Below are 13,879 nucleotides of genomic sequence, written 5' to 3' on the forward strand. Positions count from 1 at the left end.
TTCTCCTGTTACGCTCTCCTGACATGGGAGTAGTTCTTTAGCAGTACTTTATTCTAACAAACTGCTTCTGCTTATGATTTTATTTCGAAGTATGACGCATTGTTGGGAATAGTAAAATATCGCGAATAGATGGTGCATTTGTTAATAGCATCACTAAACGATCAATCCCAATTCCTAAGCCACCTGTTGGCGGCATACCATATTCCAATGCTTCAATGAAATCATTGTCCATTTCATGTGCCTCATCATTGCCTGCCTCTTTTTCTGCTAATTGCGCTTCAAAGCGTTGGCGTTGGTCGATTGGGTCATTTAATTCTGTAAAGGCATTCGCATGCTCACGACGAACGATAAATAGCTCAAAGCGATCTGTGAAACGCTCGTCCTCTGGGTTTTTCTTCGCAAGAGGTGAGATTTCTACTGGATGACCATAGACAAAGGTAGGCTGTACAAGTGTCTCTTCAATCTTTTGTTCAAAGAATTCATTAATAATATGACCTACTTCATGAACATCTTTCACTTCTACACCATGCTCTTTAGCAAGCGTTTGAGCTTGTTCTTTTGTCATCGGCTGCCAGAAGTCTACACCTGTGCCTTCTTTTACAGCGTCTACCATATGCACACGTTTCCAGCCTACAGCAAGATTGATTTCATCTTCCCCATACTGAACAACCGTTGTACCAAGCACTTCTTGAGCAACATGTGCAATCAGGTTTTCTGTTAGAGACATAATATCTTGGTAATCCGCATAAGCTTCATAGAGCTCAATCATTGTAAATTCAGGATTATGACGTGTGGAAATTCCTTCGTTACGGAAAACACGGCCAATTTCATACACTTTTTCTAAACCACCAACGATTAAACGTTTTAAATGCAATTCAATGGCAATACGCATATATAATTCCATATCAAGAGCATTATGATGTGTGATAAATGGACGAGCCGCTGCACCACCAGCAATTGTATGAAGCATTGGTGTTTCTACCTCTAAATAACCAGCGTTATCTAGGTAGTTACGAATGGCGCGAATAATTTTTGAGCGTGTAATGAATGTTTTTTTGCTATCTTCATTTGTCATTAAATCTAAGTAACGTTGACGATAGCGTTGTTCAACATCCTGTAAGCCGTGGAATTTCTCTGGCATTGGACGAAGTGCTTTTGTCAGGAAAGTGAATCCTTCAGCCTTCACGGAAAGCTCTCCAACTTGTGTGCGGAATACATTGCCACGTACCCCTACAATATCCCCTAAATCAGCTTGTTTAAATAGTTCATATGCTTGTTCGCCTACATGGTCTTGACGTACATAAATTTGAATTTGACCACCTAAGTCTTGAATATGTGCAAAGCCTGCTTTTCCTTTACCACGTTTTGTCATAATACGGCCTGCAATCACAACCTCTTGAAGGTTTTCCTCTAGTTGCTCTTTTGTTTGCTCTGCAAATTGAGCAAGTACCTCTGTTGATAAATGTGTACGTTCAAAACGGCTGCCAAATGGATCTTGACCGTTTTCTAATATATTCATCATTTTTTGACGTCTCACCAAAAGCTGATCATTTAATTCTTCTATGTTTGACACTTGTTTCACTCCTTAACATTTATGTCCATAATATTTCTATTGTACACAATTTTAAAGTGGTAATCATCTGTTTCACTTTATTTTCAATCTACAGTTAAAATAATTAATAATTCTAAAATTTATAAATAGGTGTCCCTTAACGGACATAGGGACACCTATAAAACACACTATACAATTAATTGCTTTGCTTCTGGCACAACTAAATCAAAATCATGCTCTTCGTAGTCATCCACAAGGCTGTTTAATAGCGCACGTAGCTCTACAGCTTTTTCGATTTGGTTAATAGCTTTACGCGCCTTGCCATTCCCGCGTATACCCTTTAAGTACCATGATGCATGTTTACGCATTTCTCGTACTGCAATTCCTTCTCCCTTTAATTGCATTAAACGCTCAAAATGCAAGAGACAGACATCGATTTTTTCACGTACACTTGGCTCTTTCTTTAGCTCACCTGTCTCTAAGTACTGCACTGTGCGATAAATCATCCATGGGTTCCCTAATGCAGCACGACCAATCATTACTGCATCTACACCCGTTGTATCAAGCATACGTTTAGCGTCCTCAGGTGTTTCTACATCACCATTCCCCAATACAGGAATACGAACATTTTGCTTTACATCACGAATCACATCCCAGTTTGCCTTACCTTCATACATTTGTACACGTGTGCGGCCGTGAACAGCTACTGCCGATGCACCTGCACGCTCTACTGCCTGTGCATTTTCGACTGCAAAAACATGCTCATCGTCCCAGCCAATACGCATTTTCACAGATACCGGCTTTTTGACCGCATCGACTACTGCTGCAACCATTTCATATACGTTGTTTGGATCAAGCAGCAAGCGTGCTCCTGCCTCACATTTAATAATTTTATTGACAGGACAGCCCATATTAATGTCAATAATATCAGCTGTTGTATTTTCCTCTACATATTTTGCCGCTTCTACTAATGTTTCTTTATCGCCGCCGAAAATTTGTAGTGATAATGGGTTTTCACGCTCATCAATATAAAGCATACCTAATGTCTTTTCATTGCGTTGTACGATTCCTTTATCACTAATCATTTCAGCATATACAAGCCCTGCTCCAAATTCCTTCACCGTTAAACGGAAAGCAGAGTTACAAATTCCAGCCATTGGCGCTAATGCAACACGGTTGTCCATTACGATATCACCAATTTGAAACGGCTTTTCAGTTGCTTGACTCAACGTTGATGTCCTCCCTCTAAAGCGTTACTTTATCTATTTATTCGTATACGATGCTACTTAGTTTACTGTTAGAGGCTTATCATAATGCTCCCACAAAGCTACACCCTCACAATCTAGCTGCTGTAATAGACGATGTGCTTGTTCTAGCTGCTCGTCAAGTGGTGCTGAGGTGATTTCAACTAGCGGCACTAACACAAATGCTCGCTCATACATGCGTGGATGTGGAACAATTAAGCGCTCTGTTTCAATATTTTCGTGATTATAAAGCAAGATGTCAAGATCAATAATGCGAGGGCCCCATCGAAACTCACGCACACGACCTAATTCCTGTTCAATGGATTGGCAAATACTCAGCATATCAGCAGAGGATAAATCTGTTTTTAGGTGAACAGCAATATTTAAAAAATCTGCTTGGTCTGTGTAGCCAACAGCAGCCGTTTCATAGACAGAGGAAATGCGGACAAGCTCAATGTTATTCTCCTGCTTTAAAAGTGCTATTGCTTGCTGAAGATTGTCATATCGTTCTCCCATATTTGTACCAATCGATAAATAGACATCCTTCATTAAAACTCACCTCTCGTTACCTCAACAGATACCTCTTTATAATAACCATGAATCGGAGGGTCTGGTTTAATAAGCTCTACACGCACACCCTTTACTTTATCAGGGTAGGTCGTTAATATTGCATTGGCTACCTTCACCACAAGCGCCTCAATCAGCTTTAAAGGCTCGCCCTCTACAATATCTCGGCATAATGCATATACCTCAGCATAATTCACCGTATAGACTAGATCATCGGTTTCTCCTGCCTTTGTCATATCAACTGCAAGAGAAATATTGGCACGGAAGCGTTGACCAAGCGTAGTTTCTGCCGCTAATACACCATGATAGCCATAAAATTGCATATCCTTTAAATGAATATAGTCCATTACGCTTCCTCCTTATAAACACGTTTCCCTACTAAAACATCCGTCATATGTGTAGCTCGTGCCATTTCCTTAACATCATGAACACGTATTATATGACAGCCCTTCTCAATACCATAAACGACCGTTGCACTAGTACCCTCCATACGTTCTTCCACAGGTAGCTGCAAAACATTACCAATCATTGATTTACGCGATGTAGCTAGTAAAACAGGGTACCCCATTGCTACTAAATCGTTTAAATGTTGCATCATGGCGATATTATGTGCAGTGTTTTTTGCAAAGCCAATGCCAGGGTCTAAAATAATATGTTGGTCGGGAACGCCTGCCTTTTGTGCAATCACAATACTTTCTTCTAAGTCCGCCTTTGCTGTTGCCCAAAAGTCCGCTCCATAATCCATATTTTCACGATTATGCATTAAAATAATTGGAACATGGAATTCAGCCGCAACATGTACAATTTCAGGTTCCGCCTTCGCTCCCCAAATATCATTAATTATATGCGCTCCCGCCTTAATAGCAGCATGAGCCACATTCGCCTTATACGTATCAATGGAGATAATCGCAGGTACTTCCTTCACTAATGCTTGAATAACAGGCACAACGCGTGCAATTTCATCCTCATCCGAAATTCGCTCATAGCCTGGACGTGTAGATTCACCACCGACATCAATAATTTTAGCCCCTTCAGCCACCATTTTTTTCGCCTGTGCAACCGCTGCCTCTACATTATTGTACTTTCCTCCATCCGAGAAAGAATCGGGCGTAACATTTAAAATGCCCATCACAAATGTTTCTTTTCTATAGTCTAATGTAATACCATTAATCGTTAACGGTGTTGTATATTTTTCAAGCATGTAAACACTCCACTTCTTTTACAAATGCCTCATGTAAACACGAATAAACAGGCCCCTTATTGCCTAATAACGAATGATCTTCTAGGTTGCTAATAGGTACAAGCTCTTGTATAGAGTTAGTAATAAAGCATTCTGTACTTTGTTTTACATCTTGCTGTGTAAAGAGGCCTTCTCTTACGTCCATCCCTAGCACCCTAGCCTTTTGTATAGCCCATGCGCGAATAATACCTGGTAAAATACCTGTCTCTAAGGATGGCGTATATAGTATATCATTTTTCACCCAAAATATATTTGATGTTACACCTTCTGCAACATAGCCTTCCTGTGTTAAAAAGAAGCCTTCCTGCTGTGCCAATGACGGCATTTCAAAGCGACCAAGTACGTTGTTGCCATAATGATGTGATTTAAGCCGTACCTCCTGCTCAGGTGTATTGCGCCGTGTTGTAAGCCACTGAGCTGTTTTTTCTGTGCCACGAGCTGTATGCTGTAATTGTTTACGAAAAATAATGACATTTGGTTGTCTATATTCTGTTGGCTGTAGCCCAATTGCATGCTCGCCAGCAGATACATTCAGACGAAAATAGCCATCCTGTCCATCTACCAGCTTATTTAATTGCTGTACCACGTCCAGTAATTCATGCTCGTTATATGTTAAGTGAATACGATATTGCGATAAAGCTAGCTGTAGTCTTTCTATATGTGCTTCCCAGCCAAATACTTGACCACCATATGTTCGGAACGTTTCAAAAAATCCCAATCCATACAAAAATCCGTGGTCAAAGGGTGAAATTCGTAAATCTTGCTCATCTATATACTGTCCATTCATCCAGCATTGCATTTATCTCACTTCCCCACATACAGATCTATAAATTGACGCAAAAGCTTTTTGCCTTGCTCAGTCATAATCGATTCTGGGTGATATTGTACACCTTCGATTGGGTACTCTTTATGGCGTAGCCCCATAATTTCGCCTTCCTCTGTCCACGCTGTCACCTCGAGACATACTGGCAATGTTTCCTTCTCTACGATTAAAGAATGGTAGCGAGTTGCCTGAAACGGATTTGGCATTCCCTGATGCAAGCCAATTTCTGCATGTAGCACAGATGATGTTTTACCATGCATAAGGCGTTCAGCGCGAATAACATTGCCTCCAAAAACTTGCGCAATCGACTGATGACCAAGGCAAACGCCTAAAATTGGAATATTTCCTGCGAAATATTTAATAATATTTAGGCTTTCACCAGCTTCATTTGGACTACATGGTCCTGGTGAAATTACAATCATATTTGGCGCAAGCTGCTCTATTTCCTCGATGGTTATTGTATCATTACGCTTCACGACTATTTCATGACCAAACTCACCTAAATATTGTACGATGTTATAGATAAAAGAATCATAGTTGTCAATCATTAAAATCATTTTGCTCGCTCCTCCGCCATTGCCTTTGCCTGCCACATTGCCTTCGCCTTATTTAAGGATTCCTGATACTCTCTTGCCGGAACTGAATCAATGACAATACCTGCACCAGCTTGAATATGTGCCATCCCATCCTTAATAAACGCTGTACGAATCACAATATTAAACTCCATATCTCCTGTAAAGCCGAGCCAGCCAATTGAACCTGTATATAAGCCACGTCTTACAGGCTCCAGTTCTTCAATAATTTCCATTGTGCGTATCTTTGGCGCACCTGTAATTGTGCCGCCTGGGAACATTGCACGAATCACATCTGCATTTGTTTTACCTTCCGCTATTTCTCCTCGTACATTGGAAACGATATGCATAACATGTGAATAGCGCTCAATCACCATAAATTCATCCACTTCGACCGTTCCATATGTCGATACACGTCCTAAATCATTACGCTCTAAATCTACTAACATCACATGCTCAGCACGCTCTTTATCATTATCAATTAATTCTTGTGCCAACGCTAAATCTTCTGCTTCGGATTTCCCTCTTGGTCGAGTACCTGCGATTGGTCTTGTTGATAGCTCATTGCCATGACGCTTGACCAATAGCTCTGGCGATCCAGAAACAACCGCAAAATCAGGTGCTTCAATATAAGCCATATATGGTGATGGATTAAAGGCTCGTAATGCCTCATAGACATCCATAGCCGTTGCATGTAAGTTTTTAGATTGTCGCACAGATAAATTTACTTGGAATACATCTCCCTTTGCAATGTACTCTTGAATTTTTGTAACAGCCGCTTCAAAATCTGTACCTGCAAATGATACATGTAGCTCATTTTCATCATTGACCACTTCAGCAGCATTTGTTTTTTCAAATTTGCGTGTAGCAAGCCCTGCTTGTGCTGCAGTTTGCCAGTTATAAGCCCGTTCTTCCAAGTCAACATCGCAATCTTCTAACTTCATCAGTGTCATCGCATTCGTTTTCACATCATGTACTGCCCAGCAATCAAAAATATAAAAATAAATATCTGGTACTTGTAAATCATCCTGTGCTGTATCAGGAAGCCGTTCAATTTTACGAGCATAGTCATATGTTACAAATCCAACGGCCCCTCCTTGGAATACAGGAAGCTCTGTATTATATGAAATTTGATATTTCGCTACCAGTTGCTCCAATAATGCAAGAGGCTCACCCGACAAAACCTCACTTCTCCCATCTCTCCATTTTACCAAAAGCCCCTCGTCTACTGAGTATGCAGTAGCTAATGGATTCCATGCAGCTATCGTCACATGTCCGCCACGTCCACTTTCTAAAAAGATATGTGCTTGTTGTGTCTTTGTTTGTTCTTTATAGCTATAGAAAAATGAATCCGCATCCATTGATATTGTTTTGGTTACAATTGTTTTCAAGTTCTTTTTCCCCTTTGAATCATATGATGTGATTCCATCTTAACGTGAATCACCTATAGAAGTGAATATGTTTATCAAAAAAATAGACATCCCTCTAACTATGTGAATGTCCTTCAACGGGTGCACAAACTCTCCAAGATTTCATTTATATATCTTTCGCTAAGGAACTTGAATCTACCATCATCGGCTCATACACCTTTACTATTTTGTTTTAAAAAGAGGGTTTAATACTAAAATCAGTTCTTCCTCAAAAAAGAGTACAAAAAATGCCTGTATCCGCTAGAGCTGAGAATACCACCAAACAACATAGCGAGGTCTACAGATGCTCTATCTATTCTATCAAGGATTTATTGGGTTTATCAGAACTATTCCTTCTTTTTACTAAGAAAATCGGTAGGCAAGTTTTTATTGATGCGATTTAATTGTTCATGGGAATTATAAGATGATTGGACAATCGTAATGTGAAAAAATAGTTTCATAAAGACATCCGAGCCATTGTACCGTTTAAACTGAACATGCTTAATTTTATCATGGAAATTGTCACTATCTTTTTTCAACAATATGAATAGACATTCACGGAAAAATAGTGAATGTCTATCTTCCATTATGATTAATAAGAAAAACGATTTAACAAACTTTGGAGCTCTTTACTCAATACTTGTAATTCATCTGCTGTGCGGGCGACGCTTTCAATCGCTTTACTTTGCTCATTAGCTGAAGCCGCCACTTCATCCGTTGTTGTGGCTGTTTGCTCCGTAATAGCTGTCATCCTTTCAATAGCTGTCGCCGTTTCACCTTGTAGTAGCATAATATTTTGCATTCCCTGTGATACGTCGTGAATCGATCGCATTATTGTATCGATAGAGCTTTGAATAGAGGTAAATACTTGCTCTGTTTCTAGTGTCACTTGCTCTTGGCGTTGTGAAATGTCCAATGTCCCCTCGAGGGCACCTGAAGCTTTCGCCGATTCATGTAACATAAGCTGTATCATATCACGTATTTTCGTAGTGGCATTGGCAGATGCTTCCGCTAATTTTCGTACCTCTTCTGCTACAACAGCAAAACCCTTGCCATGTTCCCCAGCTCTAGCTGCCTCGATACTCGCATTCAATGCTAATAAATTGGTTTGCTCAGCAATCCCTGTAATGACATCGATCACACCTTCAATATTCGTTACCTTTGACAGTAATTCATTTATGACATTATTTACATCTACTAATACTTGATTGGAAGCATTGGCTGTTTCACGAAGCTGCTGTACCTGTGTCCTCCCATTTTCGCTTGCTGCTGTAGCATCTTGTGATTGATGTATCATACTTGTTGTATATTGTGTCATCAGTGCAATTTGTTGGGATACCTCATGTACTCGATTATTAGTTGTCTCTGCATTTATGGCCCCTTGAGCAGCATTTTTCGCCATAGTTTGGAGTGTATTAGCTACATTTTCAATTGATATCGTTGTTTCCTCAACAGCGGCACTGACAACATTTGATGATTCAACCACACCGCCTGTCGCATTATCCACAGATTTTACTAATGCACGTAAATTATTTTTCATCGTATTAACAGACGCCTCTAGGTTACCAAACTCATCCCGTCGATGTAGCTGAATATTTTCTCCGGTAAGGTCACCATGTGCAATTTTTTCCGTTTCGTTCATAATCACTTGAATTGCCCGTACAATCCCTCGAACGGCAAATGCGCCTAGTGCCACAACAATAATAATCACAATAGAAATGCCCACTAATAGCCATGTATTGCCTTGCTTATAAATAGCGTCTAATGATACTAAGGATTGTTTGGCATTTGTATCAATCAACTGCTCTAATTCATCTAAATTGTTACGTGCCGTGGCAAAAGTATGATCAGCTTCCTTGATTTCTGCAAACAGCTCTTTTCTTTGTGCCACATCCGTTGTTTCAGCCTTTTTTATAATAGTTGTCATTTCAGTTTGCCAGCGTTGAAAATTCTCTTGAAAAGCTACAAAATTTTGCTCCATAGTATTTCCAGATTCTTCATGACTTAATGTTTTATATACCACTGAATCTTGCAATAGTTGTTGAGAAGTTTGTACCCTCTTCGCTATTTGTCCTATATTTTCCTCATAGTTTGCCTGATTATCTTTTAAGTCCTCTGCTGTGTCACTTTCTACAATATGAATAACAGCTAAATTCGCCTGATATAAATCACGATCTGCTTCAATTAAATTGGTTTGCGCACTGTATACTTTATCGAAAATTAATAGCTTTAGTTCATCTCTTACATCTTTACTAAACATGATACTAATCGCGAATGCAATGGTCAGAATAATAACAGGAATAATTAACAATGCTCCTAATTTAGTGCGTATTGAAATTTGTTTCATTAAAATCTCCACCCTTCCACTCAAAATAGGCATCCTTTACATCCCTATTTAATGTCATATTTTGGTTATATTTACCTATATGTCTTCTCTTTAATTGTAAAGCATGGATAATAATAAGACCATATCATTTAAGAAGAAATAATAATAAAAGACCCCTTACCATATCAGTAAGGAGCCTTTAACACTTCTATTCTATTAGTCTTCAAATTGATAAAGAGGAGTTGATAGGTAACGCTCACCATTTGATGGTACAACTGCAAGGACATTTGCGCCTTTGCCTAAGCGTTTTGCTGTTTCGATTGCTGCATGGATTGCTGCGCCTGACGAAATCCCACATAAAATACCTTCTTCACGAGCTACTTTACGTGCTACATCAAAGGCAACCTCATTTTCTACAGGGAATACAGAAGAATATACCTCTGTATCTAAAACGGCTGGTACAAAGCCCGCCCCAATACCTTGAATTTTATGAGGACCTGGTTGACCACCTGAAAGAACTGGAGAATCTTTTGGTTCAACAGCAATAATTTCAATATTTGGATATTTTTCTTTTAAAACGGCACCAGCCCCTGTAATTGTACCGCCTGTACCAATACCTGCTACAAATGCATCTAATGTTACGCCTTCAAATGCTTCAACAATTTCAGGACCTGTTGTTAAGCGGTGAATTTCAGCATTTGCTGGGTTTGTAAATTGCTGTGGTAAGAAATAACCATGCTCTTTAGCTAGCTCCTCTGCCTTGGCAATAGCTCCCTTCATACCTGCTGGACCAGGTGTTAACACAAGCTCTGCACCATATGCACGTAATAGATTGCGGCGCTCTAAGCTCATTGTTTCTGGCATTGCTAAAATAGCTTTATATCCTTTAGCTGCAGCGATCATTGCAAGACCAATACCTGTATTACCAGATGTAGGCTCGATAATTGTACCACCAGGCTTTAATGTGCCATCCTTTTCAGCCGCTTCAATCATGGCTAAAGCTAAACGGTCTTTTACTGAGCTACCAGGGTTAAAATATTCTAATTTTACATATACAGTCCCTTCATTTTCATTTGTTGCATGATTTAATTTAACAATCGGTGTATTTCCCACTAATTCTGCTACTGAATTTGCTAATTTACTCATTTCATCATCCACTCCCAATTCCTACTATTTTTATAGGTTTTACTTACTTTGTATTTTATCAATTTTTCCATTCGATTGTCAATAAAGAAACTATATATTTTCAGAATACTATTGAAATTCCCATGAAGCATACTAAAAAGAATCTACATCATTTGTTTGGGTAAGTCACCGCCATTGATATCCAGCATTCGCAAGCTAGTTTGGACTTCTATTACCCACAAAAATCTGCAGACTCTTTTTGTGATTACTTTTCTTTCTTAGATTCCCCATAATACCATGTTGCGTTAAATTCAGACCAAAAAGCTTCAGGCGTCACAGATTGTGGCAATTGTTCTAAGGCTAGCTCACGTTTAATATGTTCTTTCACATCGTCATATGTAAAGGATTGTCCCTCTAATACCTCTTGCACCTGAACAATGCCGTAATGGCCATTATCTAACTTAAAGGCTTTACTTACCTCAGTTGCTTTTAGTGATTTCACAGCATTGATAATGGCAGGGTCAATATTTTCCTGGTTTTCTGTAAGGAAGCCAATATCGCCCCCTAGGCTTGCTGAAGCACTGTCCGCTGAAATTTCACGTGCCAACACTGAAAAATCAGAGCCATTTTTTAACTCATTCAATGCTTCATCAGCAGCTTTTTTAGATTCTACCTCAATAAAATTTGTACGATAGCTTGTTTTTGTATTATACAATCCCTGATTCTCTTCGTAGTACTGTTCCACATTGTCTTCATTAATCACAACATCTTTTGTCAGGACTTTATCAAGGATTAGCTGTGAACGGATTTTTTGACGTAGCTGTGGTGCTGAAAGATTTTGCATAGTTGTATCGAATTTGTCTTGTGCAGAGCGCATCAATGCTAGCTCAAGGTCAATCTCTTGATCCGTTACTTTAATTTTATATGCTTTGGCTGCCTTTTCCATTACAGTTTCATTCACTAAATTTTGTAGTGTTTCTTTACCATAACGTTCTTCCATAGCAATCATCCACTCTTGTCGTGTAATAACATCCCCGCCAATAGCAGCGACTTGCTCGTCACTGCCAATTTCGTGATCTTTATTGGGGATTAACCAAGCGATGAACCATATCATATTTCCTAGCAATAAAATCGCCATAACGGCTAAAGCAGGCTTTGTCTTTAAACGGCGTTGCAATAAAGGCGTTTGGTTTGGTGTTACAGCGGGTGCAGGGCGTCGATTACGCGTTGAGCTCATCAATAAATCCTTCTAGCTCTTCTTTAGAAAATTCGTATGTTTCCAAGCAAAAATGGCATTGTGCCTCTGCTTTGCCATCTTCTTCAATCATTTCTCGAATTTCCGCTATTCCTAAACCTAAAATTGCTGCACCAAAACGCTCTTTTGAACATTGACATTTGAATTCAACCGGCATGGAATCTAAAACTTGTAGATGCCCATTTCCTAATACAGCCTCTAAAATTTGCTCAGGTGTAAAGCCTTTTTCAATCATTTTTGAGACAGGCTCTATTGTAGCAAGATGTTGTTCAATTTCATTAATGGTCTCATCATCACAGCCTGGCATCAATTGAAGAATAAACCCTCCAGCTGCAAGAATTGTATTATCTGGGTTAACCAAAACCCCTAAGCCAACAGATGAAGGGACTTGCTCAGATGTAGCGAAATAATACGTAAAATCTTCAGCAATTTCACCTGAGACAATAGGTGTTTGTCCAGAGAACATATCTCTTAAGCCAAGGTCTTTTACAACTGTTAAAGCACCCTCTGAGCCAACCCCTGCTCGCACGTCAAGCTTCCCATGCTCATTTAAATCAAAATGAACATGCGGATTTGTGACAAAGCCACGTACCTCACCATGTGCATTACTATCAATCACCATAGGGCCGATTGAACCGTTCCCCTCAATTTTGATGGTGATCTTCTCTTCACCCTTTAACATCGCACCCATCATAACAGCGGCGGTCATAGAACGGCCTAGAGCTGCTGATACAACAGGCCATGTATCATGTCGGCGTTGCATTTCTCCTACCGTCTCTGTTGTACGAGCTGCAAAAACGCGAACTTGTCCATTAAACCCTAAACCTCTTACTAAATAGTCTTTCATAAATGAAATGTCCCTCATTTCTTATTGATTACGTTTATATAGCTTATACAAGCCCTTTAATGTTAAAAATGGCTCTACAACATCAATGATCTGTGTTTCTCCCGCAATTAGATTCGCTAGCCCGCCTGTAGCAATTACGAATGGCTCCTCTTTACTTTGTGCTTTCATGCGCTGCACAATACCCTCTACTTGCCCGACAAAGCCATAAAAAATACCTGCCTGCATCGCAGAAACAGTTGTTTTGCCAACAATATGTGTAGGCCGCAATATTTCAATACGTGGTAATCTTGCAGCCTGTGTATAAAGCGCCTCCGTTGAAATCGTAATACCTGGCGCAATAGCACCACCCATGTAATCGCCCTTTTCATTCAAATAACAATAGGTTGTTGCGGTACCAAAATCAACAATAATTAAAGGTGCTTTATATAAATCTAAGGCCGCTATAGCATTGACAATACGGTCTGAACCAACCTCACGTGGATGGTCGTATTTAATATTTAAACCTGTTTTTACACCAGGTCCTACGACTAAAGGCTTTTTTTGGAAATATTTCTGACACATTGCCTCTAATGAAAACATAATTGGTGGTACAACTGAGGATATAATAATACCTGTAATTTGTTCAAATGAAATACCTGCATGATGAAAAAACGATAATACTTGCATGGCATATTCATCCTCTGTTTTATGAAGGTCTGTTACCATACGCCAATGGAAGGCTAATTGATCGTTGTCATCATAGACACCCAATACAATATTGGAATTCCCTGCATCCAGCACTAAAATCAAGCCTACTACCTCCCATACCGTAAACCTAAAAATGAATTAAAACACTTGAGAAAATAATACCATATTTTTTATAGCAAGAAGTAACAACTTCTTTAAAAAGGGGCTCCCTATACTAGGCAGCCCCCTGATC

13 protein-coding genes are annotated in these 13,879 nt (G+C 39.5%); all 13 read right to left on the reverse strand.

Going from position 1 to position 13,879, the window contains the following annotated elements; all coding sequences use genetic code 11:
- Nucleotides 1-79: 79 nt before the first annotated feature.
- Nucleotides 80-1,582 carry a lysine--tRNA ligase gene (gene lysS, locus ADM90_RS22005; protein ID WP_200908585.1) on the reverse strand — a complete coding sequence of 501 codons (1,503 nt, stop codon included), beginning with the start codon at nucleotides 1,580-1,582 and terminating at the stop codon, nucleotides 80-82.
- A gap of 158 nt (nucleotides 1,583-1,740) precedes the next feature.
- Entirely contained in the window at nucleotides 1,741-2,781 is a 1,041-nt protein-coding gene (gene dusB, locus ADM90_RS22010; RefSeq protein WP_053997014.1) for a tRNA dihydrouridine synthase DusB, read from the reverse strand.
- Between the two features lie 57 nt (nucleotides 2,782-2,838).
- Complete coding sequence (gene folK / locus ADM90_RS22015) at nucleotides 2,839-3,345, reverse strand: 2-amino-4-hydroxy-6-hydroxymethyldihydropteridine diphosphokinase (RefSeq protein ID WP_053997015.1); 507 nt, start codon at nucleotides 3,343-3,345, stop codon at nucleotides 2,839-2,841.
- The gene (folB, locus tag ADM90_RS22020) at nucleotides 3,345-3,710 is read right to left on the reverse strand and encodes a dihydroneopterin aldolase (RefSeq protein WP_053997016.1); all 366 of its coding nucleotides are present in this window, start codon (nucleotides 3,708-3,710) and stop codon (nucleotides 3,345-3,347) included. Before folB ends, folK begins: the two co-directional genes overlap by 1 nt.
- The gene (gene folP / locus ADM90_RS22025) at nucleotides 3,710-4,564 is read right to left on the reverse strand and encodes a dihydropteroate synthase (RefSeq protein WP_053997017.1); all 855 of its coding nucleotides are present in this window, start codon (nucleotides 4,562-4,564) and stop codon (nucleotides 3,710-3,712) included. The genes folB and folP overlap by 1 nt, the downstream gene beginning before the upstream one ends.
- The gene (gene pabC / locus ADM90_RS22030; protein ID WP_053997018.1) at nucleotides 4,557-5,402 is read right to left on the reverse strand and encodes an aminodeoxychorismate lyase; all 846 of its coding nucleotides are present in this window, start codon (nucleotides 5,400-5,402) and stop codon (nucleotides 4,557-4,559) included. Before pabC ends, folP begins: the two co-directional genes overlap by 8 nt.
- 5 nt (nucleotides 5,403-5,407) lie before the next feature.
- Nucleotides 5,408-5,983 carry an aminodeoxychorismate/anthranilate synthase component II gene (gene pabA, locus ADM90_RS22035; protein WP_053997019.1) on the reverse strand — a complete coding sequence of 192 codons (576 nt, stop codon included), beginning with the start codon at nucleotides 5,981-5,983 and terminating at the stop codon, nucleotides 5,408-5,410.
- Nucleotides 5,980-7,389 carry an aminodeoxychorismate synthase, component I gene (gene pabB, locus ADM90_RS22040; protein ID WP_053997020.1) on the reverse strand — a complete coding sequence of 470 codons (1,410 nt, stop codon included), beginning with the start codon at nucleotides 7,387-7,389 and terminating at the stop codon, nucleotides 5,980-5,982. The genes pabA and pabB overlap by 4 nt, the downstream gene beginning before the upstream one ends.
- A gap of 610 nt (nucleotides 7,390-7,999) precedes the next feature.
- The gene (locus ADM90_RS22045; RefSeq protein WP_053997021.1) at nucleotides 8,000-9,754 is read right to left on the reverse strand and encodes a methyl-accepting chemotaxis protein; all 1,755 of its coding nucleotides are present in this window, start codon (nucleotides 9,752-9,754) and stop codon (nucleotides 8,000-8,002) included.
- A gap of 195 nt (nucleotides 9,755-9,949) precedes the next feature.
- The gene (gene cysK / locus ADM90_RS22050) at nucleotides 9,950-10,879 is read right to left on the reverse strand and encodes a cysteine synthase A (protein WP_053997265.1); all 930 of its coding nucleotides are present in this window, start codon (nucleotides 10,877-10,879) and stop codon (nucleotides 9,950-9,952) included.
- A gap of 244 nt (nucleotides 10,880-11,123) precedes the next feature.
- The gene (locus ADM90_RS22055) at nucleotides 11,124-12,095 is read right to left on the reverse strand and encodes a peptidyl-prolyl cis-trans isomerase (protein ID WP_053997022.1); all 972 of its coding nucleotides are present in this window, start codon (nucleotides 12,093-12,095) and stop codon (nucleotides 11,124-11,126) included.
- On the reverse strand, nucleotides 12,079-12,960 hold the full coding sequence (gene hslO / locus ADM90_RS22060) for an Hsp33 family molecular chaperone HslO (protein WP_053997023.1): 882 nt from the start codon (nucleotides 12,958-12,960) through the stop codon (nucleotides 12,079-12,081). Before hslO ends, ADM90_RS22055 begins: the two co-directional genes overlap by 17 nt.
- A gap of 21 nt (nucleotides 12,961-12,981) precedes the next feature.
- Entirely contained in the window at nucleotides 12,982-13,749 is a 768-nt protein-coding gene (locus ADM90_RS22065) for a type III pantothenate kinase (protein ID WP_053997024.1), read from the reverse strand.
- Between the last annotated feature and the right edge of the window lie 130 nt (nucleotides 13,750-13,879).

The sequence above is a fragment of the Lysinibacillus macroides genome (assembly GCF_001281525.1).
GTDB lineage: Bacteria > Bacillota > Bacilli > Bacillales_A > Planococcaceae > Lysinibacillus > Lysinibacillus macroides.